The sequence below is a fragment of the Pseudonocardia thermophila genome, from assembly GCF_900142365.1.
GTDB lineage: Bacteria > Actinomycetota > Actinomycetes > Mycobacteriales > Pseudonocardiaceae > Pseudonocardia > Pseudonocardia thermophila.
In genome coordinates this window covers 1-22,327 of sequence record NZ_FRAP01000014.1, presented here as the reverse complement: position 1 = coordinate 22,327, position 22,327 = coordinate 1, and the positions used below count along the sequence as shown (strand labels likewise).

The 22,327-nt window shown below is 72.6% G+C and carries 25 protein-coding genes, 1 tRNA gene and 1 other RNA gene; 17 read left to right on the top strand and 10 right to left on the bottom strand.

Features of this window, described 5'->3' with window-relative positions:
• Nucleotides 1-20 precede the first annotated feature (20 nt).
• Nucleotides 21-1,040, bottom strand: a complete 1,020-nt coding sequence (locus tag BUE41_RS18070) for an LLM class flavin-dependent oxidoreductase (RefSeq protein ID WP_073458314.1) — start codon at nt 1,038-1,040, stop codon at nt 21-23.
• Between the two features lie 309 nt (nt 1,041-1,349).
• Between BUE41_RS18070 and BUE41_RS18065 the strand changes: the two genes are divergently transcribed.
• From BUE41_RS18065 to BUE41_RS18055, 3 genes are read left to right on the top strand one after another with little or no spacing between them, the layout of a single operon-like run.
• Nucleotides 1,350-1,769: a hypothetical protein gene (locus tag BUE41_RS18065; protein WP_234997385.1), complete on the top strand. Its 420-nt coding sequence runs from the start codon at nt 1,350-1,352 to the stop codon at nt 1,767-1,769.
• On the top strand, nt 1,769-1,996 hold the full coding sequence (locus BUE41_RS18060) for a helix-turn-helix transcriptional regulator (RefSeq protein ID WP_073458312.1): 228 nt from the start codon (nt 1,769-1,771) through the stop codon (nt 1,994-1,996). Before BUE41_RS18065 ends, BUE41_RS18060 begins: the two co-directional genes overlap by 1 nt.
• Nucleotides 1,993-2,958: an NAD(P)-dependent alcohol dehydrogenase gene (locus BUE41_RS18055; RefSeq protein ID WP_073458311.1), complete on the top strand. Its 966-nt coding sequence runs from the start codon at nt 1,993-1,995 to the stop codon at nt 2,956-2,958. The genes BUE41_RS18060 and BUE41_RS18055 overlap by 4 nt, the downstream gene beginning before the upstream one ends.
• Before the next feature lie 302 nt (nt 2,959-3,260).
• Here the strand turns inward: BUE41_RS18055 and BUE41_RS18050 are convergent, their stop codons facing one another.
• Both BUE41_RS18050 and BUE41_RS18045 read right to left on the bottom strand, forming a co-directional pair.
• A complete protein-coding gene (locus tag BUE41_RS18050) occupies nt 3,261-5,144 on the bottom strand; it encodes an acyltransferase family protein (protein WP_234997384.1) in 1,884 nt (627 codons plus the stop codon).
• Nucleotides 5,145-5,358: 214 nt separating this feature from the next.
• On the bottom strand, nt 5,359-6,207 hold the full coding sequence (locus BUE41_RS18045) for a transglycosylase SLT domain-containing protein (protein ID WP_143172227.1): 849 nt from the start codon (nt 6,205-6,207) through the stop codon (nt 5,359-5,361).
• 743 nt (nt 6,208-6,950) lie between these two features.
• On the opposite strand from BUE41_RS18045, the gene soxR reads away from it, so the two are divergent.
• The 3 genes from soxR to BUE41_RS18030 all read left to right on the top strand — a co-directional run bounded on the left by soxR (nt 6,951) and on the right by BUE41_RS18030 (nt 9,028).
• The gene (gene soxR / locus BUE41_RS18040) at nt 6,951-7,439 is read left to right on the top strand and encodes a redox-sensitive transcriptional activator SoxR (protein ID WP_234997383.1); all 489 of its coding nucleotides are present in this window, start codon (nt 6,951-6,953) and stop codon (nt 7,437-7,439) included.
• A gap of 113 nt (nt 7,440-7,552) precedes the next feature.
• Nucleotides 7,553-8,263: a hypothetical protein gene (locus BUE41_RS18035; protein WP_143172226.1), complete on the top strand. Its 711-nt coding sequence runs from the start codon at nt 7,553-7,555 to the stop codon at nt 8,261-8,263.
• A 27-nt stretch (nt 8,264-8,290) separates the two neighbouring features.
• Nucleotides 8,291-9,028, top strand: coding sequence for a tyrosine-protein phosphatase (locus BUE41_RS18030; RefSeq protein ID WP_084755311.1), 738 nt, complete (start codon nt 8,291-8,293; stop codon nt 9,026-9,028).
• 6 nt (nt 9,029-9,034) lie between these two features.
• Here the strand turns inward: BUE41_RS18030 and BUE41_RS18025 are convergent, their stop codons facing one another.
• Nucleotides 9,035-9,427, bottom strand: coding sequence for a hypothetical protein (locus BUE41_RS18025; protein ID WP_073458306.1), 393 nt, complete (start codon nt 9,425-9,427; stop codon nt 9,035-9,037).
• Nucleotides 9,428-9,439: 12 nt separating this feature from the next.
• Entirely contained in the window at nt 9,440-9,679 is a 240-nt protein-coding gene (locus tag BUE41_RS18020; RefSeq protein ID WP_073458305.1) for a ribbon-helix-helix domain-containing protein, read from the bottom strand.
• Nucleotides 9,680-9,995: 316 nt separating this feature from the next.
• On the opposite strand from BUE41_RS18020, the gene BUE41_RS18015 reads away from it, so the two are divergent.
• The 7 genes from BUE41_RS18015 to BUE41_RS17985 all read left to right on the top strand — a co-directional run bounded on the left by BUE41_RS18015 (nt 9,996) and on the right by BUE41_RS17985 (nt 15,369).
• Nucleotides 9,996-10,520: a DUF2087 domain-containing protein gene (locus BUE41_RS18015; protein WP_073458304.1), complete on the top strand. Its 525-nt coding sequence runs from the start codon at nt 9,996-9,998 to the stop codon at nt 10,518-10,520.
• A 107-nt stretch (nt 10,521-10,627) separates the two neighbouring features.
• The gene (locus BUE41_RS18010) at nt 10,628-11,152 is read left to right on the top strand and encodes a PadR family transcriptional regulator (protein WP_143172225.1); all 525 of its coding nucleotides are present in this window, start codon (nt 10,628-10,630) and stop codon (nt 11,150-11,152) included.
• Nucleotides 11,153-11,163: 11 nt separating this feature from the next.
• Nucleotides 11,164-12,282 (top strand): peptide chain release factor 2, encoded by a 1,119-nt coding sequence (prfB, locus tag BUE41_RS18005; RefSeq protein ID WP_073458303.1) that lies wholly within the window; start codon nt 11,164-11,166, stop codon nt 12,280-12,282.
• A 51-nt stretch (nt 12,283-12,333) separates the two neighbouring features.
• Nucleotides 12,334-13,023 carry a cell division ATP-binding protein FtsE gene (gene ftsE, locus BUE41_RS18000; RefSeq protein ID WP_073458302.1) on the top strand — a complete coding sequence of 230 codons (690 nt, stop codon included), beginning with the start codon at nt 12,334-12,336 and terminating at the stop codon, nt 13,021-13,023.
• Nucleotides 13,023-13,925, top strand: coding sequence for a permease-like cell division protein FtsX (ftsX, locus tag BUE41_RS17995; RefSeq protein WP_073458301.1), 903 nt, complete (start codon nt 13,023-13,025; stop codon nt 13,923-13,925). The genes ftsE and ftsX overlap by 1 nt, the downstream gene beginning before the upstream one ends.
• Nucleotides 13,926-13,975: 50 nt before the next feature.
• Entirely contained in the window at nt 13,976-14,467 is a 492-nt protein-coding gene (gene smpB, locus BUE41_RS17990; RefSeq protein WP_073458300.1) for an SsrA-binding protein SmpB, read from the top strand.
• Nucleotides 14,464-15,369, top strand: a complete 906-nt coding sequence (locus BUE41_RS17985; protein ID WP_073458299.1) for an amidohydrolase family protein — start codon at nt 14,464-14,466, stop codon at nt 15,367-15,369. The genes smpB and BUE41_RS17985 overlap by 4 nt, the downstream gene beginning before the upstream one ends.
• Nucleotide 15,370: 1 nt before the next feature.
• On the opposite strand, the gene BUE41_RS17980 is transcribed toward BUE41_RS17985, so the two are convergent.
• Entirely contained in the window at nt 15,371-16,657 is a 1,287-nt protein-coding gene (locus BUE41_RS17980; RefSeq protein ID WP_073458298.1) for an FAD-binding oxidoreductase, read from the bottom strand.
• Between the two features lie 70 nt (nt 16,658-16,727).
• Here BUE41_RS17980 and BUE41_RS17975 point away from each other — a divergent pair, with 70 nt between their 5' ends.
• From BUE41_RS17975 to BUE41_RS17960, 4 genes are all read left to right on the top strand, one after another.
• Nucleotides 16,728-17,633, top strand: coding sequence for a LysR family transcriptional regulator (locus tag BUE41_RS17975; RefSeq protein ID WP_073458297.1), 906 nt, complete (start codon nt 16,728-16,730; stop codon nt 17,631-17,633).
• A 34-nt stretch (nt 17,634-17,667) separates the two neighbouring features.
• Nucleotides 17,668-18,039: a transfer-messenger RNA gene (gene ssrA, locus BUE41_RS17970) on the top strand.
• 224 nt (nt 18,040-18,263) lie between these two features.
• Entirely contained in the window at nt 18,264-18,674 is a 411-nt protein-coding gene (gene ndk / locus BUE41_RS17965) for a nucleoside-diphosphate kinase (RefSeq protein ID WP_073458296.1), read from the top strand.
• Nucleotides 18,675-18,723: 49 nt separating this feature from the next.
• A complete protein-coding gene (locus BUE41_RS17960) occupies nt 18,724-19,968 on the top strand; it encodes an MFS transporter (protein WP_073458295.1) in 1,245 nt (414 codons plus the stop codon).
• Here BUE41_RS17960 and BUE41_RS17955 read toward each other — a convergent pair.
• From BUE41_RS17955 to BUE41_RS17940, 4 genes are all read right to left on the bottom strand, one after another.
• Nucleotides 19,926-20,657, bottom strand: a complete 732-nt coding sequence (locus BUE41_RS17955) for a VIT1/CCC1 transporter family protein (protein ID WP_073458294.1) — start codon at nt 20,655-20,657, stop codon at nt 19,926-19,928. The two genes, BUE41_RS17960 and BUE41_RS17955, sit on opposite strands and share 43 nt — an antisense overlap.
• A gap of 141 nt (nt 20,658-20,798) precedes the next feature.
• A tRNA-Ala gene (locus BUE41_RS17950) sits at nt 20,799-20,871 on the bottom strand.
• A gap of 85 nt (nt 20,872-20,956) precedes the next feature.
• Nucleotides 20,957-21,697, bottom strand: a complete 741-nt coding sequence (locus BUE41_RS17945; RefSeq protein ID WP_073458293.1) for a DsbA family protein — start codon at nt 21,695-21,697, stop codon at nt 20,957-20,959.
• Nucleotides 21,694-22,167: a MauE/DoxX family redox-associated membrane protein gene (locus BUE41_RS17940; protein WP_073458292.1), complete on the bottom strand. Its 474-nt coding sequence runs from the start codon at nt 22,165-22,167 to the stop codon at nt 21,694-21,696. Before BUE41_RS17940 ends, BUE41_RS17945 begins: the two co-directional genes overlap by 4 nt.
• Nucleotides 22,168-22,327 lie beyond the last annotated feature (160 nt).

The following is a 22,327-nucleotide window of genomic DNA, read 5'->3' as shown; positions in this document are numbered from 1 at the left end:
CCGCGTCGGGGCTCAACCCGTCAGCGCCAGCCGAGCTCCGGCGCCACGTACTTCAGCACGCTCTCGATCACGTGCGCGTTGTACTCGACCCCGAGCTGGTTGGGCACCGTGAGCAGCAGGGTGTCGGCCGCCGCGATGGCTTCGTCCTCGGCGAGCTCGGCGATGAGCTTGTCCGGCTCACCGGCGTAGGTCCTGCCGAACCGGGCGTTGCCGCCGTCGAGGTAGCCGACCTGGTCGGTGCTGGCGCGCTCGTGCCAGAACAGCTGGCGGTCGAGGTCGCTGACGATCGGGAAGATGCTGCGGCTGACCGAGACGCGCGGCTCGCGCTCGTGACCTGCCGCCGCCCAGGCGTCGCGGAACCGCTGGATCTGCTCGGCCTGCAGCTGGTGGAACGGCACTCCGGTGTCCTCGGTGAGCAGAGTGGAGCTCATCAGGTTCATGCCCTGCTCGGCCGCCCACTCGGCGGTCGCCCGGGTACCCGCACCCCACCAGATCCGGTCACGCAGCCCGGGCGAGTGCGGCTCGATGCGCAGCAGGCCGGGCGGGTTGGGGAACATCGGGCGCGGGTTCGGCTGCGCGAACCCCTCGCCCGTGAGCACCTCCAGGAACACTCGGGCGTGCTCGCGGGCCATGTCGGCGTCGCTCTGGCCCTCCGCGGGCGCGTAGCCGAAGTAGCGGTAGCCGTCGATGACCTGCTCGGGCGATCCCCGACTGATCCCCAGCTGCAGCCGTCCGCCGGAGATCAGGTCGGCCGCTCCGGCGTCCTCGGCCATGTAGAGGGGGTTCTCGTAGCGCATGTCGATCACCGCGGTGCCCAGCTCGATCCGGCTGGTTCGAGCTGCGGCCGCGGCGAGCAGCGGGAACGGGGACGCGAGCTGACGGGCGAAGTGGTGCACCCGGAAGTACGCACCGTCGGCGCCGATCTCCTCCGCGGCCACGGCCAGCTCGACCGACTGCAGGAGCGCGTCCGAGGCTGTGCGCACCTGCGAGTACGGCGTGTCGGACCAGTGCCCGAAGGAGAGGAAGCCGATTTTCTTCACGCAGGTGTGAACGGGACGGCACCGGGCCGCATTCCGAGGCGTCCGCCACGCCATGCACCGTCCGGTGGGTGACCGGCGCGCAGCGCCACGAGACCGGCAGCGAGGCTGCTGAGGCGGAGCGGGGCGGGCGGGTCCGCGGTGCAGGAAGGCAACGAACGGCACTTTCGTCCACCCAGGGTGGACGAAAGTGCCGTTCGTTGCGCGCGTGCGCACCCTGCGAGTAGGACCGGGACGGCTCGTGTCTGTACCTCCACGTCGATCGAGTAAAGAATCTTTGACATCATGTCGGCTCTGCTTTACGTTGGCGCGGTGACGGTGGAGCAGAAGCGGGCCTGGGTCACCGCGGTCGTGGCCGCGGCGGCCTACGTGGTCTACGTGGTCCTCGTGCTGACCGACGCAGGCCCTGGGCCGATCACGGCCGTCCCGTACGCGGCGCCGCTCCTGTGGACCGTCGGGGGCGCGATCGTCGCCACGATCGTCGGGAACATCGCCGCTGCGGCCCTGACCCCGCCCGAGGACGCGGTGGCCGATGTGCGCGACGCGGAGATCGCCCGGCTCGGCGACCAGGTCGGCAGCGCGTTCATCGTGCTCGGCGGGCTGGCGGCGCTGGTGCTCGCTCTCGTCGAGGCGCCGCACTTCTGGATCGCGAACGCGGTCTACCTCGCGTTCGTGCTCTCCGCGGTGCTCGGTTCGCTGGCCCGGTTGGGCGCCTACCACCGGGGCCTGTGATGGCACCGAAGCCGACCCGGGTCACCAACCGCATCCGAGCTCTGCGCTTCGAGCACGGCGAGATGACGCAGGCCCAGCTCGCCGCCCGCATCGGGGTGACCCGCCAGACCGTCATCGCCATCGAGCAGGGCCGCTACTCGCCCTCCCTCGAACTGGCCTTCCAGATCGCCGCCGTGTTCGGCGTGCGGATCGACGACGTCTTCAGCTACGAGGGAGAGGCCCCGTGAAAGCCATCGTCCAGGACGCCTACGGCACCGCCGACGCGCTCCGCCTCGCCGACGTCGAGGTTCCCGTGCCGAGGGCGGGTGAGGTGCTCGTCAAGGTGCGCGCGGCCAGCGTGCACGCGGGGGACGTGCACATGACCACCGGGCTACCGCTGCTCGGCAGGCCCGTCATGGGGATGCGCGGTCCGCGGCAGCGCGTCCGCGGCACGGACATGGCCGGCGTCGTGGAGCGCGTCGGTGCCGGGGTGAGCGCGTTCCGGGTGGGCGACGCCGTGTTCGGGGTGGCCAGGGGTGCGTTCGCGGAGTACGCGGTCGCGTCGGCGGAGCTGCTGGCGCCCAAGCCCGCGACCGCGTCGTTCGCGGCGGCGGCGGCTGTGCCCACGTCCGGGGCTACGGCGCTGGACGCGCTGCGCGACCGGGTGCAGCCGGGTTCGCGGGTGGTGGTCACCGGAGCCGGCGGCGGGGTGGGGACGTTCGTGGTGCAGCTGGCGAAGGCCGCGGGCGGGCACGTCACCGGCGTCTGCGGGCCGCGCAACCTCGAGCGCGTCCTCGCCAACGGCGCCGACGCGGTCATCGACCGCACCCGCTCCGATCTGCCCGACGGCGCCGCCGATCTGCTCGTCGAGCTGGCCGGGAACCGCTCGATCGGCACGCTGCGCCGCGCGCTCGCCCCTCGCGGCACGCTCGTCGTCGTGGGCGGGGAGAGCGATAGCCGATGGATCGGGCCCGAGCGCCGGGCGCTCTACGCGATGTTGATCAACCCGTTCGTCGGCCAAACGCTGCGCGGGCTGCTCTCGCTGGTCTCGGCGGAGTCCGTGCGCACCCTGGCGGACCTGCTCGCCGGCGGCGCGCTGCGGCCCGTCCTGGACCGCGAGTTCGCGCTCGCCGCCACTGCTCGAGCGGTCGCGCACCTCATGGCAGGGCACGCCCGCGGCAAGGTCGTGATCACCGTCGACGCGAGCTAGCTGGCCTCCATCGTCCCTCGGTGCCCGGGAGCCGCCCGGGCGCGGTCAAGGTATGAGGTCCGATCGAGACGCATCCCGCGCGTGCACTCAAGGAAGGGCGAACCCGACCGGACCTCGATCGCAGCCCACCGGCCGAGTAGGCCCCGACCGACGAACCGCGACACCGACCCCCTTGCGAGATCGGTGGCACGCATCCCGTTCAACGATCGGTCAGGGCGAGGGTGTCACCGATCTACGCGCATCCACCCCACTGTGTGGCAACCGCGCGAAACGTTCACGAAACGTGATCATCGTGTCCCGGGTCACGGGTCGATCGCGGCGACGAACGCGGCCTCCAGCGGGCTCGCCATGGTGGTCGCGTAGGCGGCCGAGATGTGGTTGTCGTCGAGGTACACGAGCACGTTGCCCACCTCGGCCGGGCATCGCTGCTGGTCGCAGAGCGCGTCGGCGATGTCGACGAAGCGGACCTCCGCCGGCACGTCCGCCAGGGCGGTCCACGGCGGGTCCGGGGCGTAGACCGACTCCCGGTCCGCACCGCACTCCGGGGAGTTCCGGCCGTTGATCGCGACGCAGTCCGGGATGGAGTAGTCGAACCGCGGGTTGTCACGCACCGCAACCACTGGGATGCCGCGCTCGACCACCTGCCGCCAGGCGTCGACGAACCCCGCCGGTGTCGACTCGGTGAGCCCTGCGCGCACGTCCCGGGTGCCGATCGTCACGACCACATCGGGGCGGGTCCGGTCGATGATCTCCAGCGTGGCGTCGTGCCACGGCAGGCACGTCTCGTTGTCCGGGTCGGTGTCCGACGCCGTCGAGAACGGGCACGCGCCGCGCACGGCGACCGACAGCTGCCAGCGGTGCACCGCGGCGATCGGCTCCAGCACGCCCGCGAGCTGCTGGGCGTGCGAGTCGCCGACGACGAGGACCCGCTTCGCCGGTTCGAAGTCGACCGGCTGGGTGCAGTGCGGGGAGTCGAACCCGTCGACGGGGACGCAGGCCCACTCGTCGATCCGCACGAAGTCCTCGTACACGTCGATCAGCGGTGGGAGCAGGTCGGCCTCCGGCACGGCCGGCCCGCCGAGCGCCGCTGCGCCGGGGTGCTCGCGGTCGCCCATGACGCCCTCGGCGTCGTTCCGGGCGACGGCCGCGAGCTTCCAGCACAGCGCCAGCCCGAGGACGACGATGAGTCCGGTCGCGCACCAGCGAGTGGCCCGCGCGTCGCCGCGGCCGAAGACCGGTCGTTCGACGAACCGGTGCGTCAGGGCCGCCAGCACGAGTGAGACGCCGATGATCGTGAGCCCTTCGACCAGCCCGACGCCCTCGATGCCGCCCCCGCCCAGGTGCAGCACCAGGACCGGCCAGTGCCACAGGTACAGCCCGTACGACAGATCGCCGAGGTACTGGGCCGGGCGGGAGGCCAGCAGTCGGTCCGCGGCCCACGGCAGCCGGGTGTGGCCCGCGACGAGCACCAGCACCGCGCACAGCGTCGGCCACAGGGCCGCGTAGCCGGGGAACACCGCAGCGACCTGCAGCACGATCCCGCACGCGACGAGCGCTACGACGCCGACCCAGCCGGCGGTGACCCGCAGCCACGGAGCGAGCCGGATGCGGTCGATCCACAGCGCGAGCAACCCGCCGAGGGCGAACTCCCACAGCCGGGTCATCGTGTGGAAGTAGGCGAGCGGCTGGTCCTCGGCCGTCAGTGCCACGGAGTACGTCAGCGAGGCCGCGAGGAGGCCCAGCAGCGCCACGGTGAGGTACGTGTGGCGGGTTGCGGCGTTCCTGGCCATCAGCGCCAGCACGGCCACGGCCAGCGGCCACAGGAGCGAGAACTGGGCCTGGATCGACAGCGACCAGAAGTGCTGCACCACGCTGACGGCGTTGGACCGGGCGGCGTAGTCGACCGCGTCGGCCGCGAGCTGCCAGTTCTCGACGAGCACCGCGGAGGTGACGATCTCCCGCACGGTCTGCGGCCAGCGGCTCTCCGGCAAGATCGCCGCCCCGGCGATCATCGTGGCGACGAGCACGACGATCGCGGCCGGCATCAGCCGCACGAAGGTGCGCCGCCAGCGGCGCAGCACGACGCCGGTGCCCGGGTCGGCGGCGCGGGCCAGCTGCCCGGTCAGCAGGAACCCGGTGATGACGAAGAAGACGTCGACGCCGCCGGAGACGCGGCCGAGCCACACGTGGTAGACGACGACCAGCAGGACGGCGAGTGCGCGCAGTCCCTGGATCTCGGGGCGGTAGCCGGCGCGCGGCGGCGGGGCCGGCGGGACGCGCAGGCGGTGACGAGCTCGGGTGGTGCGCGATTCCCGCGCACCAGCGGAGCGACGATCCCCTGGCTGCGGGGTGACCCCGCAGCCGTGTTCCTCAGTGCCCGGTGTCCCGGAACGGGTCGACTCAGTACCCGATGTACTGCCCAGCGCTGTTCTTCCGGCCGCCGGCCTTGAGGGTGTCCATGCCGTACGTGGCGATCATGTAGCGCACCCCCGCGGTGATGTTGGCGACCGGGTCGGTGATCGGGCGGTCGGCGAGGCTCGGGTGGACGTACTTCTTGAAGGTGCTGGGGATCGTCTGCATCAAGCCCTGGGACGGGGTGCCGCGGCGCGCGTTGGCGTCCCAGTTGTTGATCGCTCTCGGGTTGCCGCCCGACTCGGCCATGATGATCTTCTTCACGCTCGGGGCGAGGGACTGAGGTAGCTCGAGGATACGCAGGGCCTCGGCGATCCACCCGTCGAGACCGCCCTTGGCGACGATCTGGTCGATCCGCGCCCGCTCCGCGGCCGCGGCGTGCTCGGCGGCGATCTTGGCGGCGATGTCGGCCGCCTTGCCCAGCCGGGCGAGGTGCTCGTCGACCGCATCGAGTCCGTCCTCGCCCTCGTCGCCCCCCTCGTCGTCGTCGATCTGGAGCGCGACCGGCGCGAAGTGGGCGACGGCGGACTCGATCTTCTCGGCGTCGAGGGAGACGGTGTTGGCGGCGAGCGTCGCGGTGAGGGACTCCTCCGCGGACGCGCTGCTGGCCAGGTTCTGCGAGTTCGACGGGACGATCGCGGTGAACGTTCCGGTGGTCACGGCGCCGACCGCGGCGGCTCCGGCCATGACGGTCGTGCGCAGCGACGGCCCGGACGGCGGGGGTCGGTGGGCGGCCTGGTGCCGGGCTCGGCGGGAACCTTCCCGGACCGGGGCCTCGGCCAGCATCTGGGCGTACCACGCCGCGCGTTCACCACGAGGGGAGCGGTGTCCTGCCACGTACCTGCCCTTTCAGCGCTGGGGAGCGAACCGGGCAGGCGCGCGTTCCGGTCGGGGGTCCGGGAGCCGGGTGGGGAGTCCGGCTCGATGCGCGCGTGATCGGTTCGTAACGCTGCCGAGGACAGTAGGGGAGGTCTCGGTCCGGTCACAAGCACGCAGCGCGCCTGTCGGCGCACCTCACGCACCGCTCGTCTCTCGGCCGCATCCATCGCGCCGAGGCCCCGTACAGCCCTGCATCTGGCCCCCGGATGTCTGTTCGCATTGCTCTGAACGGGGTATCGGCAGGTGGGCGGGGGTGTGCGGGGTCACGATCAGGGTGCCGTTGGGCGCGCCTGGAGGGCCGGTCGTCGTGGCGTTCCCCCGGCAGGGGGAGGCAGGGGATCAGCGCCGCCATCCCGCACGTCGGCGGCGTGCAGCTCGGTGCGCGCCCCGGAGGCGAACGGGGGGCCCGCGCGGGGCGTCTCGGTGCGCGACGGCGGCCGGTGCGGTGTGGGAGGCGTTCGCCGCGGCGGTCCGCAGCAGGGGCGTCGCGAGCCCGGTCGGCGCGGGGCGATGAGGGCGGCGCCGGCCGCTCCGGCAGCCCGGCCGTGGCTGTGCGAGCGCGGGCCGGCGACGACGGTGGCGGTGCGGGCGACGAGTCCGCTGGGTGCGAGGACGAAGCCGCGGCCGGCGCCGGTGGGGATCGGCGAGCCGGATGGCGGTCCGGGGGTCCGGCCGATACGGTCATAGTTGAAGTGGGGTTCATGTCAGGTTCCGGGGGGTCGATGGACGCGCACGACCTGCTCACGATCGGCGAGGTCGTCGAGCGCAGCGGGTTCCCGGCATCGGCGCTGCGCTTCTACGAACGCGAGGGGCTGCTGCACCCGACCCGCACCGCGGGCGGGCAGCGGCGTTACGAACGGTCCGTGCTGCGCAGGCTCGCGTTCATCCGGGCCGCGCGCACGATCGGCGTGGGGTTGGACGAGATCCGGGAGGCGCTGGACTCGCTGCCGAACGGTCGCACCCCCACCAAGGCGGACTGGACCCGGCTGTCCAGGGCCTGGCGGAAGCGGCTGGACGAGCAGATCGAGGCGCTCGTCGCCCTGCGCGACGGGCTGGACTCGTGCATCGGGTGCGGGTGCCTCTCGCTGCAGCGGTGCCGGATCTCGAACCCGGGGGACCGGGCGGCCACGATGGGCGCTGGTGCCCGGTTCCTGCCTGCCCTGCTGCGCCGGCCCGTGGACGCGCGCTGAGGCTGTTCGTCGAGTCTCCGACACCCGAACGGTGGAACCTGGCGTACGGCGGGTGACCGACAGGGGTGGGCGGCCGGCGGGCTGTTCCACCGACCCGCCTACCCTTGCCTCCCGTGCCCACCCTCCGTGCAGCTCTCGCCGGTGTGGTCGGTGTCCTGCTCATCGTCGGGGTGGCGTTCGCGGTGGTCGGCCCGACCACCGCCGGCACGCCCGTGGCTGCCCCTGCCCAGCCCGATCCGGCCGCGGCGACCGCGACCCTGCCGCCGGAGCGCCCGTCGACGTCCGCCCCGGCCGCACCGGAGGACCGGATGGCGCTGCTGAGGGCGGCGCTGCTGCGGCCCAGCGAGGTCGGACCCGGCTGGCGCGTCGCACCGGAGCAGCCGCTCCCGAACCCGAGCGTGCCCGCGGTGTGCGGCGGCCACAGCGTGATCGCCCGGTTTCCCGACGCCCAGCGCGTCGGGGTCGCCCTGCTCGGCAGCAGGAGCGGGGAGCGGGTGCAGGAGACGCTGTCCGTCTTCGGCGACCGGACCACCGCCCGCGCCGCCTACGACGCCTACGCCGAAGGGCTCGACTGCACGAAGGGCTCCCTCTCCGGCACCCCGGTGACGATCTCGGAGCCGGAGGACGTGCGCGACCGGGTGCAGGGCGATCGAGCCACCGCGTGGACGCTCACCGGCTCCGGGTTCCGTGCGCTGCTCGTCAGCGTGCTGACCGGGGACCAGCTGGTGAACTTCGTCTTCCTCACCCCGGACGGCAGCTCGCTCACCCGCGTGGACGCGCTGGTGCTGGCTCGCACCGGCGTCGCTCGGTTGCAGGCCACCTGACCGGCGTCCACGGGTTAGCGTGGGAGCGTGATCGACGACCGGCTGCTCCCCCTGGAAGGTCTCGACAACGCCCGCGACATCGGCGGACTTCCCCTGCGCGACGGGGGCCGCACCCGCCACGGCGTGCTGCTGCGCACCGCCAACCCGGGCCCGCAGTTCCTCACCCCGCGGGACGTCGAGTTCCTGGTCGAGGACTTCGGTCTGCGCACCGTGATCGACCTGCGCACGCCGGAGGAGATCGAGCAGCACGGCCGGTTCGTCCACGACGGCGTCGAGCGGCTCGAGCTGACCCTCATCGGGTCCAGCCGCGACGCGCTCCCCGAAGGGGTCGAGATCACCATCCTCGACATGTACCGCGGCTACCTGGCCGACCACCCGCAGAACGTCGTCACGGCCGTCCGCACCCTCGCCGCCCCCGACGCCGGGCCGGCGCTCGTGCACTGCGCGGCCGGCAAGGACCGCACCGGCACCGTCGTGGCCCTCGTGCTGGACGCGGTCGGGGTCGAGCGCGACGCCGTGGTCGCCGACTACGCGCTGTCCGCCCTGCACATCGAAGCGATGTTCAAGCGCTGGACGACGGCTGCGGGTGTGCCGATGCCCGATCCCGCCACGCTCGACCGGCACCGGCCGCGGGCAGAGAACATGGAGAAGCTGCTCGGCTGGCTCGACGAGACCCACGACGGCGCGGTCGGCTGGCTGCGCGCCCACGGCCTGACCGCGGACGAGCTGGAACGGCTGCGGCAGCGGCTCACCGAACCGGCGTGAACCGGCTCAGGGCAGCTCTTCGATCGCGACGGTCGTGTCGATCTTGCGCAGCGCCCCGGGGTCCCCGGTGACGGCCGGCCAGCCCCGGCGCCGCGCGCTCGCGGCGACCTGCCCGACCGCGATGTCGTCCTGCCCGGCGGCGGCGAGCAGCAGCCCCGACTCGTGCGCCGTCGCGGGGGACAGCTCGTCGATCACCGTGTTGGGCAGGTCCAGCAGGACCCGCAGCGCCGCGTGGTGCTCGGGCCCGACGAGCGCCCAGGCCCGGCCGAGCGCTGCGCTGGGCACCGCGAGGACGATGTTGGCCTCCACCGCGGCCCACACCAGTGCCCGCATGTAGACCGGGCGTCCGGTGGCGAAGGCGGCGAGAGCGGTTGCGTCGAGGACGCGCCCCCCGATCATCCCGGCCCCTGGTCAGACGGTGGCGGGCGGCAGGAGCCGCAGCGAGCGACGGGCCTCCTCGAGCTGGTCGCGCGGCGGCGGCCCCCCGTACAGGGTCGCCAGGGTGGCGAGCGAGCGTTCCCGCAGGCTGCGCGCCGCGAGCGCGTCGGCGATGAACGCGGACAAGCTCGGCGCGGCACCGTGCGCGACCGCCTCGCGGGCGGCAGCCAGCAGATCGGCCGGGAGGCTGATCGTCACTCGCTCTGTGCGCATGGCGCGACGATACCGCCACCGTGTGGATCGCGGCCGCTCCTTCGTCGTGATCGCGGCCCAGGAATCGTCTGTTTGCTCCCCGGTGCTCGCGGGCCCCATGCCGTTCCTCCGAGGGCCGCTGCGCGCCTCGCCCCGCACCCCACCCCGCAACTCACCCCCTGCAACTCACCGACGGCCGCGACCCGCTGTGCTCGCCGTCCGGCGGTGTCCGACCGACGTGCGGTCACCTACCGCGAGTACGGACTCCGGGTCCCCGTGAGTCCGGCTTCGAGAGGCCGCGGCGCCGATGCTTCTCCGGCGGTACGGTCCACGAGCTATGGACGCCGTCGCACTCGTCGGCCTGCTCGCCGAGCCCGTCCGGCTCCGCGTGTTCGCCGCGCTCGTGCTGGGGGCCAAGACGCCGGGCGCGGTCGCGGACCTGACCGGGCTGTCCGCGCGGGAGACGGTCATGGCGATCGCCCGGTTGCAGGCGGGTGGCCTCGTCGACGAGCACCTGGTCGTGCGGGAAGGGCTGTTCACCGAGGCCGCGATGGCCGCCGCGCCCGACGAGCCGGTCTCCGCCGACGTCGTGGACCGGTTCGTCCGCGGCGGCCGCCTCGTGGGCCTGCCCGCTCAGGAGAGCAAGCGCCGGCTGGTGCTGGAGCGGGTGGTGCAGAGCTTCGAGCCGGGCCGGCGCTTCTCCGAGCGCGAGGTGGACGCCGTGCTGCGGGTGTGGACGGAGGGCGGCGCGACCGACCACGTCACGCTCCGCCGTCATCTCGTCGACCACGGCCTGCTGACCCGCGGCGACGGGCAGTACTGGCGCACGGGCGGGTGGGTCGACGTCCTCGCAGACGCGTGACCGCCACCTGCACCCGACCGACGACTGATCATCGGACTGACCGATCGGATGTGTGTGCGACGTCGCTCGACCTGCGAGCAGCGCCGCTTACTGGCACCGTTGTGGACATGGCTGCCGCACCGCCCGTGAACGCCACCGCCGCCGCCTTGCTCGGACTGCTGCACGACGGCCCGCGCACCGGCGGCGAGCTGGTCGCCGCCGCGGGGGAGCAGTTCGGGTCGTTCTTCTCCGTGACCCGCAGCCAGATCTACCGCGAACTGCCGGCGCTCGCGGAAGCCGGGCTGACCAAACCCGGGGAGCCGGGGGCCCGCGCGTCGCGCAAGTACGCCATCACCGCAGCCGGGCGGCGGGCGTTCCGCGCCTGGCTCACCGCCAGCAGCGGCCCCGACGCCTTGCGCAGCCCGCTCGTGCTGCGGCTGCTGCACGCCGAGATCCTGCCCCCGGAGGAGCGCGAGGAGCTCGTCCGCAACGCCCGCGCGGCCTACAAGGAGCGGCTCGCCGCCGAACGCGCCGCGGTGAAGGCCGCCGCCGACCCGGTCCGCCGGGCCGTGGCCGAGTTCACCGTCGCGCACACCCGGGCCGTGCTGAAGCTCCTGGACGCCGTGTCGGACGCCTGGGGGCCGTCCGCGTAACCTGGAACGTTGTGAACCCCGACGTCGCCGCCGACCTGAAAGAGCTCGCCACCACCCTGGAGAGCATCGAGGCGGTCGCCGATCTGCCGCGGCTGCGGGCGGAGATCGCCGACCTGGAGGACCAGGCCGGTCAGCCCGACCTGTGGAACGATCCGGCGGCCGCGCAGAAGATCACGAGCCGGCTCTCGCACGCCCAGGGCGAGCTGCGCCGCATCGAGGAGCTGCGCCGTCGGCTGGAGGACCTGCCCGTCCTCTACGAGCTCGCGGAGGAGGAGTCCGGCGCCGACGCGGACGCCGCGCTCGCCGACGCCGACGCCGAGCGGGCCAAGCTGCGCGCCGACATCTCCGCGCTGGAGGTCCGCACGCTGCTGTCGGGCGAGTACGACCAGCGCGAGGCCATGGTGACGATCCGGGCCGGCGCGGGCGGCGTCGACGCCGCGGACTTCGCCGAGATGCTGCTTCGGATGTACCTGCGCTGGGCCGAGCAGCACGGCTACCCGACCGAGGTCTACGACACCTCCTACGCGGAGGAGGCGGGCATCAAGTCCGCCACCTTCCAGGTCAAGGCCCCGTACGCGTACGGGACGCTGTCGGTGGAGCAGGGCACCCACCGGCTGGTGCGGATCTCGCCGTTCGACAACCAGGGCCGCCGACAGACCTCGTTCGCCGACGTCGAGGTCCTGCCGGTCGTCGAGCAGGACGACCACGTCGAGATCGACGAGAAGGACATCCGGGTCGACGTCTACCGCTCGTCCGGCCCCGGTGGGCAGGGCGTCAACACCACCGACTCCGCGGTGCGGATCACCCACCTCCCCACCGGGATCGTGGTGTCCTGCCAGAACGAGCGGTCGCAGATCCAGAACAAGGCCTCGGCGATGCTGGTGCTGCAGGCCAAGCTGCTGGCGCTGCGGCAGGCGGAGCAGCGGGCCGAGATGGACGCGCTGAAGGACAGTGGCTCCGCCTCGTGGGGCAACCAGATGCGCTCCTACGTGCTGCACCCGTACCAGATGGTGAAGGACCTGCGCACCGAGTACGAGGTCAACAACCCGACCGCGGTGCTCGACGGCAACATCGACGGGTTCATCGAGGCCGGCATCCGCTGGCGCCGCAAGCAGCAGCAGGCCGCCTGATCGGGGCCCTGGTCACGGAGAGGCATCACCCCGCCGGTACCGTTCCCGTCCGTGATACGCCTGGAACGGGTCACCAAGATCTACAAGACGTCCACGCGCCCGGCGCTGGACAGGGTCTCGGTGAACATCGAGAAGGGCGAGTTCGTCTTCCTGATCGGCCCGTCCGGGTCCGGGAAGTCGACGTTCCTGCGGCTGCTGCTGCGTGAGGACGTGCCGACGAAGGGCAACATCTACGTCGCCGACCTGAACGTGGCGAAGCTGCCGCGCCGGCGGGTGCCGAAGCTGCGGCAGCGGATCGGCTGCGTGTTCCAGGACTTCCGGCTGCTGCCGAACAAGTCGGTCGGCGAGAACGTGGCGTTCGCCCTCGAGGTCATCGGCAAGCCGATGTCGACGATCCGCAAGGTCGTGCCGGAGGTGCTCGACCTGGTCGGGCTCGCCGGCAAGGCCGACCGCATGCCCAACGAGCTGTCCGGCGGTGAGCAGCAGCGCGTGGCGATCGCGCGGGCGTTCGTCAACCGGCCGCTCGTGCTGCTCGCCGACGAGCCCACCGGAAACCTCGACCCCGACACCAGCCAGGACATCATGCTGCTGCTGGAACGGATCAACCGCACCGGCACCACGGTGCTCATGGCCACGCACGACCACTCGATCGTCGACTCGATGCGCCGGCGCGTCGTGGAGCTCGACACCGGCCAGGTCGTGCGCGACGAGGCCCGCGGCGTCTACGGCGTGGGGCGCTGATGCGCGTCGACTTCGTCGTCCGCGAGGTCCTCACCGGGCTGCGGCGCAACGTCACCATGACGATCGCGATGATCCTGACCACCGCGATCTCGCTGGGCCTGGTCGGCACCGGGCTGCTCGCGGTGCGCACGATCGACCGCACCGAGGAGCTGTACTCCAGCCGCGTCGAGGTCCGGGTGACCCTCACCCAGGACGTCTCCTCCGCCGACGCCGACTGCTCGCAGCCGATCTGCGCCGGGCTGAAGCAGACGCTGGAGAACTCGCCGCTGGTCGCGTCGGTGACGTTCGAGAACCAGCAGCAGGCCTACGAGAACTACAAGCGGCTGTTCGCCGGGCAGGCGCTGGCCGACCTGCTGCGGCCGCAGTCGCTACCGGCGGCGCTGCGGGTGAAGCTGGCCGACCAGGACGCCGGCGGCGATGCCGTCAAGCAGGCGATGCAGGGCCAGGTCGGCGTGCGCACGGTGATCGACCAGCGGGAGATCGTCGCGAAGCTGTTCGACTTCCTCGGCGGCGTGCGCAACGTGACGTTCGCGCTCGCGCTCGTGCAGGCGATCGCCGCGCTGCTGCTGATCTCCAACACCGTGCAGGTCTCGGCCTACACCCGCCGCCACGAGGTCGGCGTGATGCGCCTCGTCGGTGCCACCCGCTGGTACACGCAGCTGCCGTTCCTGATCGAGGCCGTCGTGACCGGCGTGATCGGGGCCATCCTCGCCTCCATCGGCCTGCTCGTGGGCAAGTTCTTGTTCATCGACTCGCTGCTGTCGGGCATCGTCGCCGACAACGTCGTGCCCGCGGTCCAGGTCTCCGACGTCCTGTGGGTCTCGCCGATCCTCGTCATGATCGGCGCCGGCGTCGCCGCCGTCACCGGCTACGTCACGCTGCGGGCGTACGTCCGGCTCTGATGGTCCGAAGGCCGGGAAACCGGCTTCCCCGCCGGGCGTAGGCTGGCCCGGTGGTGAAGGAGAAGGGTCGCAAGGTGATCGCGCAGAACCGGCGGGCGCGGCACGACTACACGATCCTCGACACCTACGAGGCGGGCATCGTGCTCATGGGCACCGAGGTCAAGAGCCTCCGGGAGGGCCGCGCGTCGCTCGCCGACGCCTACGCGACCATCGACGACGGCGAGGTGTGGCTGCGCGGGCTGAACATCCCCGAGTACCACCTCGGCACCTGGACCAACCACGAGCCGCGCCGCGTCCGCAAGCTCCTGCTGCACCGCGAGGAGATCGAGAAGCTGATCGGCAAGGTGCGTGAGCAGAGCCTCACCCTCGTGCCCCTGTCGCTGTACTTCAACGACGGCCGCGTCAAGTGCGAGCTGGCGCTGGCCCGAGGCAAGAAGAGCTACGACAAGCGCACCGACATCGCCAAGCGGGACGCACAGCGCGAGATGGAACGCGCGTTCAGCCGCGCCGCCAAGAGACGGGTGAGGGACCTGCACCGGTGATCCCGCGACCACCCACGTCCGACGCCGACCTGCCCCGCTTCCTGGCCGACCTCGACGTGCCGGGGATCGTCGACGTCCACACCCACTTCCTGCCCGAACGCGTGCTGCGCAAGGTCTGGGCGTACTTCGACGCGGCCTCCGTCCACTACGGCCGGGCCTGGCCGATCACGTACCGGCTGCCCGAGGACGAGCGGATCGCGGTGCTGGCCAAGCTCGGCGTGATCGGCTACGCGCCGCTGGTGTACCCGCACAAGCCGGACATGGCCCGCTGGCTGACCGAGTGGGTCACCGAATTCGCCGCGCGCACCCCGCCCGCCGTCCCCACGGCCACGCTCTTCCCGGAACCCGACGTCACCGACTACCTGTGCGCCGCTGTCGAGGCCGGGGCGCGGCTGGTGAAGGTGCACGTGCAGGTCGGCGCGTTCGATCCGCGCGACGAGCTGCTGCGGCCCGCGTGGGGGCTGCTCGCCGAGGCCCGGGTGCCCGCGATGGTGCACTGCGGGCACGGCCCGATCCCCGGCCCGCACACCGGGCTGGACGTGTTCGCCGAGGTGCTCGCCGAGCATCCGCAGCTGCCGGTGGTGCTCGCGCACGCGGGCATGCCGGAGTTCGAGGCGGCGCTCGATCTCGTGCGCCGCTTCCCGCGGGTGTACCTGGACACGACCATGGTCGGCACCGCGTTCTCCGAGGAGTTCGCGCCGCTGCCCGCGGACTGGCCGGCCCGGATCGCCGACGTCCCCGACCGCATCGTGTTCGGCTCCGACTACCCGAACATCCCCTACCAGTACGCGGAGCAGGTCGCGGCCGTCGCCGGTTGGGCCGAGCGCGACGAGCGGCTGGGGGCGCCGTGGCTGCGGGCCGTCCTGCACGACAACCCGAAGGCGCTGCTCGACCTCGGCTGAATCACGGCAGGGGAGCGGCCGGCGCGAGCACGCGCTCCGGATCGGCCTCGTCGCGGATCCGCCGCAGCCGCGCCAGGTCCGCCGGGTGGTGGGCGTCGGCCACCGCGGCGGGATCGGCACCCTCGCCGAGCAGCAGTGCCCCCAACCGGCCCACGGTGTGCGGTGCGGCGGTGGCGCGGAACCGGGCGTCCAGCTCGTCCACCACCGCGTCGTCGACGCCCGGCGCCATGATCGAGATCGTCCCTGCGGACCACTCGGCGTCGCGGCGCAGGGGCGCGTCCGCTCGCCGCCGGGTGAACGCCCCGCCCAGGCGGCGGAACTCCACGATCCGCGGCACGCCCGCGGTGATCGCCGGGATGGCGGCGTCGAGGACGGAGTCGGGCAGCGCCCGCAGCGCGACGGTCGTGGTGCGGCTCGCCACCGGGCCGGGTGGATCGTCGTGGATCGTGTGGCTCTCGGTCCAGGCCAGCTCGCGCAGCTCGTCGCGGATCGGCTCGGCGAGCGCGCGCAGCGGCGCGACCAGGCGTTCCCCGTCGTCGGGGCGGCCCTCGTAGGCGATCCGCACGGACAGCACCGGCTGGGCCGGGTCGGGGAACGGGGCCACGGCGACCGAGGTCGACGCCTGCTCCGGCGCGTCCTCGGCCCAGTCCCGCCAGCCACGCAGCGTCTGCGGGGTGGCCGGTAGGTCGAGCGCGCCGCCGTAGACGGTGGTCAGCGGGATCAGCCCGATCTCGACCGCGGTCACGACGCCGAACGAGCCGCCTCCGCCGCGGACCGCCCAGAACAGGTCGCCACCGGTGATCCGGTGCTGCTCGCCGTCCGCGGTGACCAGCTCGACGGCGCGGACGTGCTCGGCCGCGTAACCGTGGCGGCGGCCGAGCAGCGGGATGCCGCCGTGCACCAGGTACCCCGCGACGCCGACGCCGGGGGAGCTGCCCGAGAGCGGCGCGAGCCCGTACCGCGCGGCGGCGGTGATCACCGCACCCCAGCGAGCGCCGGCGCCGATGCGGGCGATCCGGGCGTCGGGATCGATGTGCACCTCGGCCAGCGCGCCGGTCGTGATCAGCAGTGCCTCGTCGTCGACGGCGGCGGTCCCGTGGCCGGTAGCCTGCACGGCGACGCGGCGGCCGGAGCGGCGGGCCAGCAGGATCGCCGCGGTGACGTCGTCGGCCGAGTGGGCGAGCGCGACGACGGCGGGCCGGTGGCTGCGCCGCCTCTGGAAGCCGAGCCGGGCGGCGTCGTAGCCGGGATCGCCGGGGCGGAGGGTCTGCAGGGTCGAGGTGGTCATGCCTCAACGCTCAGGCCTGCGCTGCTAGAAGTCCAAGACATGGTCTCTCTACTCGGCATAATCGGTGCTTATGGAGCTGCACCAGCTCGAGTACCTCGTCGCCGTCGCCGACGAAGGCAGCTTCACGCGCGCCGCTGCGAGCCTGCACGTGTCCCAGCCGGCGGTGAGCGCGCAGATCCGCAAGCTGGAGCGCGAGCTGGGCGAGGTGCTGCTCGACCGGTCGGCGGCCGGGGTGCGGCCGACCGCCGTCGGGGAGGCGGTGCTCGCCGAGGCGCGGGCAGCGGTGGCCGCCGTCGCCCGCATCCGCGACACCGTCGCGGCGCATCGCGGACTGCTGCAGGGCCGGGTCCGGCTCGGCGTCATCGGCAACGGGCTCTCCCCGGACCTGGCCGACCTGCTGGCCGCGTTCGCCCGCGCCCACCCCGGCGTGGAGGTGTCGGTGTCCGAGGGGCGCGGTGCGGAGCTGCTCGACGCGCTCCTCGGTGGCCGCACCGATCTCGCGATCGTCGGCATCGTCGGTGATCCGCCCGCCGGGATCGCCACCGAGACGCTGAGCGACGAGGTCGTCGTCGCAGCTGTCGGGCCGCACGATCCGCTCGCCGACCGCGGCGAGGTGACGCTCGCCGAGCTGGCCGGCCGCCCGCTCATCGCCATGCCTGTGGGCAGCGGGCTACGGGCGGGCGTCGACGCCGCGCTGGCGGCGGCCGGCGTCACCCCGCGGATCGCCTACGAGGCGGGCACCCCGGCCGCCCTGGGTGAGCTGGCCGTGCGCGGGCTCGGGGTGGCACTCGTGCCGGAGTCGGTCGTCCCGTCCGTCGACGGCCTGGTCGCACTCGCCCTGCGCCCACCGCTGCACGGCCGGGTCGACCTCGCCTGGCCCGCGTCCCGGTCCGTCGCACCCGCCGCCCGCGCACTGCTCGCCCACCTCCGATCGGGACTGCGGAACCGGGATGATCCGCTGCTGTCCGAGCGTTAGACTCGATGACGTCCGGTACCTCCGGGCGCCCGAAGGGGGTGAACGGTTTCGACTCCTGAAGCAGAGCAAGGGGAAGCGTGCCGAGGAAGGCGACGATGACCTCGTTAACCATGCGTCGCAAAAAAATAAGTGCCGCTGATAAGCGCACTGACTTCGCCCTCGCCGCCTGAGCGAGCTAGAAGTCTGTCGGCCCGGGGGCGTCCCCGCCCCGGTGTCCGGCATCAGCTAGGGGACTCACCCTCCGGTCCGGTCGCGGGACCGTAGGGGACACCAAACAGCGACTGGGATCGTCACCCCGGCCAGTCCGCGGGACCGGGGGATCCGAGCAGAGGCAGAGCGGACTGCGCACGGAGAAGCCCTTGCGAAGCGAGGGAGGACCCGGGTTCGATTCCCGGCACCTCCACCACACGAAGGCCCCTGACCGGTGTCGGTCAGGGGTCTTCGTGTGTTCGGGGTAGATCGCGTCCAGGTGGCTCTGCAGCGCGGGTTCACCAGGCCTGGGACGCAACGAACGGCCCTTTCGTCCACTCAGAGTGGACGAAAGGGCCGTTCGTTGCCCCTGCTGGCCCGGGGCCAAACCGCTCCGCGGCCCGCACGCTCCGTGACCGAGCCACCGATACCCTGTGCCGCGTGACTGAACGCACCCTGGTCCTCGTCAAGCCCGACGGCGTCGAGCGCGGCCTGATCGGCGAGGTGATCTCCCGGATCGAGCGCAAGGGCCTCAAGATCGTGGCGATGGATCTGCGCATGGTCAGCCAGGAGCTGGCTGCGCAGCACTACGCGGAGCACGACGGCAAGCCGTTCTTCAACTCGCTGATCGAGTTCATCACCTCGGGCCCGGTGGTGGCCGCGGTCGTCGAGGGGCCGCGCGCGATCGCGGCGTGGCGGCAGATCGCCGGCGGTACCGACCCCGTGGAGAAGGCCGCGCCCGGCAGCATTCGCGGCGACTTCGGGCTCGAGACGCAGTTCAACCTGGTCCACGGCTCCGACTCGCCGGAGAGTGCGGCCCGCGAGATCAAGCTCTGGTTCCCCAACCTCTGACGGCTACCTGACCGGCAGGAGGGCGGTACCCCCGACGTAGTGTCGTCGGGTGCCCGAGCAGTCCCGCGAACGCCTCCCCGCAGCCATCTGGGTCCTCGTCGGAGGAGCGTTCCTCGTAGCGGTCGGCTACGGGATGGTGGCGCCGATCCTGCCGGTCTTCGTCCGCACGTTCGACGTGGGGATCACCGCCGCGTCGTTCGTGGTCAGCGTGTTCGCGCTGTCCCGGCTGGTGTTCGCGCCCGCGGCGGGGCGGGTGATCGCCCGGTTCGGCGAGCTGCCGGGGTTCCTGGTGGGCGTCGCCGTGGTGGCGATCACGAACGCGGCCATGCCGTTCGCCGCGCAGTACTGGCAGCTCATCACCCTGCGGGTCGTCGGCGGCATCGGGTCGACGATGTTCACCGTCTCCTCCTTGTCGCTGCTGGTGCGGATGTCCCCGCCGAGCCTGCGCGGCCGCGCGTCCGGCTGGTGGGCGACGGGCTTCCTGCTCGGCAACATCACCGGCCCGGTGCTGGGTGGTGGCCTGGCCGATCTCGACCTGCGGGTCCCGTTCTGGGTCTACGCGGGGTCGTTGACGCTGGTGATCCTCATCTGCGGGCCGCTGCTGCGCGGCCGCGCCGCCGACGACACCGACGCAGCCGGGGCTGCAGCGCCGCCCGCCCGGTTCGTCGACGCGCTGCGCCACCGGGCCTACCGCGCCGCGCTGATGAGCACGTTCGCGCACGGATGGGCGGTGTTCGGCGTGCGGATGTCGCTCGTCCCGCTCTTCGTCGTGGAGGTCCTCGCGCAGCAGGCGTCGTGGAGCGGGATCGCGCTGGCCGCGTTCGCCGTGGGCAGCGCGGCGACGATGGTGCTCTCCGGCCGGACGGCCGACCACTGGGGCCGCCGCCCGCCGGTGCTCGCCGGCCTGGCCGTCACCGCGCTCGGCACGGGCACGATCGGGCTGGTCACCGACCCGCTGTGGTTCCTCGCGGTGAGCGTCGTCTCCGGTCTGGGCGCGGGCATCATGAACCCGCCGCTGAACGCCGTCGTCGCCGACGTGCTCGGCGGCCGGCGCGGCGGCACGGTGCTCGCCGGCTTCCAGATGGCCGGTGACCTCGGTGCGATCGCCGGCCCGCTCGCGGCCGGGCTGCTCGCCGAGCAGGCCGGCTACCCCGCGGCGTTCGCGCTGACCGGCGTCATGCTGCTGCTGGCGCTGCTCGTGTGGCTGCGCGCACCCGAGACCCTGCCGACGATCACCGCGGGCGAGCCGGGTCACCCGGACACGCCGACTCCGATCAGCAAGCCGACCAGGTAGGTCGCGCCCGCCGCCAGCGCGCCGAACAGCAGCTGCCGCGTCCCGGCGAACAGCCACGAGCGCTGCGTGAACCGGGACGTCAGGGCACCCAGCCCGAACAGGCCGATCGCGCCGACCAGAAGCCCCGTCCACAGCGCCGATGCGCCGAACAGGAACGGGATCAGCGGGATCAGCCCGCCGACGGAGAAGCACAGGAACGACGAGATCGCCGCGACCCACGGCGACGGGTTGTCCTCGGGATCGACCCCCAGCTCCTGGGTGATGTGCATGCGCACCGCGAGATCGGGGTTCCTGTGGACGTCCCGCGCGACCGCTGCGGCCGTCTCCGGCGACAGCCCCATTCGCTCGTACATCCTGGCCAGCTCGGCCTGCTCGGCTTCAGGGTGCCGGCGGATCTCGTCCCGCTCCACCGCCACCTCGTGCTCGACGGCCTCGTTCTGCGTGTCCACCGACGCGAACTCGCCGAGCGCCATGGAGAACGCCCCGGCCACCAGGCCGGCCATCCCGGTGAGGATGATGATGTGACGGTCGGCGCCGCCACCGCCCACACCGGCGACCAGACCGATGTTCGTGACCAGGCCGTCCATCGCACCGAAGACGGCGGCTCGCAGCCAGCCGCCGGAGACGTCGGCGTGGTGGTGATCTCCCGTGTGCTCGGCGAACTCGGCGGCTCCGGGCGCTTCAGTCATGGGAGCAGGGTAGGCCGATCAGCGCTGGAATTCGATCTTGGAAAGCCTGTCCTCAGTTCATCCCAGGCATTCCTGACCTGCGCCGACGGCGAGTGGGATCGCCCGGTCGGTAAACCTCAGAGGACGAGGGAAGAGAAAGGGTGGAGCTGACGGGACTCGAACCCGTGACCCCTTGACTGCCAGTCAAGTGCGCTACCAGCTGCGCCACAGCCCCTTGCGACGACATGAACGTTACACGAATCCGTTCCCGGCCTCGCACGGGGGTCCCTCTTGCCGCGCAGGGACCCCCGCGCCGCGGATCAGCGGCCGGCCAACAGATCGTCCAGCCAGCTGGACCTGTTGATGTCGATGCGCTTGCCGTCGACCGCGACGGTCGGAGTGCCGAACATGCCGGCCTCGTTCTTCAGGCCGGGGTCGGCCTCGGCGGCGTCGGTCGCCTTCTTGATCTCGGCGTCGTGGGTGCCGCCGCGCACGCACGCGGCGAAGTCGGGGCCGGCACCGAGCTCGGTGCCGAACGCGACGAGCTGGTCGTCGGTGAGGCCGGCGCTGCCCTCGGCGGGCTGCTCGCCGAACAGCTTCTGGTGGTAAGCGGGGAAGATGCCGGCCTGAGCGGCGCAGATCGCGGCGTCGGCGGCGCGGGTCGAGTAGCCGGCCGGGCGCGACCGGTCGTCGAGCAGGCCCAGCGGGTGGTAGCGGACGGTGAGCCTGCCGTCGTTGAGCGCTTCGGTGATCTTGTTGCCGTCCCGCTTCTCCAGCGCCAAGCAGCCGGGGCAGAGGTAGTCCTCGTAGACGTCGATCACGACCGGGCCGGTGCCCGCGGTGACGACGGCGCCGGCGGCGGTCGCGGTGTAGTTCGGGGTGACCGTCCGGTTCGTGTACCAGTACCAGCCCCCGGCGGCCAGGACGACCAGCGCCAGCACGACGCCGGCCGCGATCATCGGCATCGGGTTGCGCTTCGGCACCTGGATACCGGCCGCGGCCAGCCTGGCCTCCCGCTCCGCCTGCTTGCGCTTCTTCTCGCTGCGCGACGCGCCGCTCACGTCACCGTCCTTCCCGAGAGGATCCCGTCCAGCGCGACCACCGTCCGGGGCCGCGCGATCAGCCAACCCGCGAGCACCAAGAACCCGGTGTCACGGAGCAGTTCCGCACCGTAGGCGGTGGCGTCCGGGTCGACCGGGCCGCCACCGCCGAAGCAGCCGCAGTCGATCGCCAGCCCGCGCGCCCACGCCTGGACGATCCCGGCCATGAACGCGACCAGCAGGGCGGCCGAGACGATCGCGGCCAGCCGCACCCCCAACCCGGCCAGGAGCAGCAGGCCCAGCGCCAGCTCGAGCCACGGCAGCACGGCCGCGACCGGACCCACCAGCGACAGCGGCAGCACGTCGTAGGCGCGGACGGCGACGTAGGTCTGCCCCGCGTCGGCCGCCTTGATCGCGCCTGAGACGAGCCACACCGCGGCGAGCCCGAAGCGGGCGAGCGTGCCCAGCACGTCGAGAACCCTGCCGCGCACCCGGCCAGCGTATCGACGGTCGGGCGGCGGTGGTCCGCGCCCCGGCCGCGCCACGTCGGTGTCCCCCGATCGATCGACAGCGGGATCGTCCACCGCACCGGCCGTGTGCCCGACGGTGGTGGCGGCCGGTTCGCGGGATGTTCGTGGCACCGGGGAGACA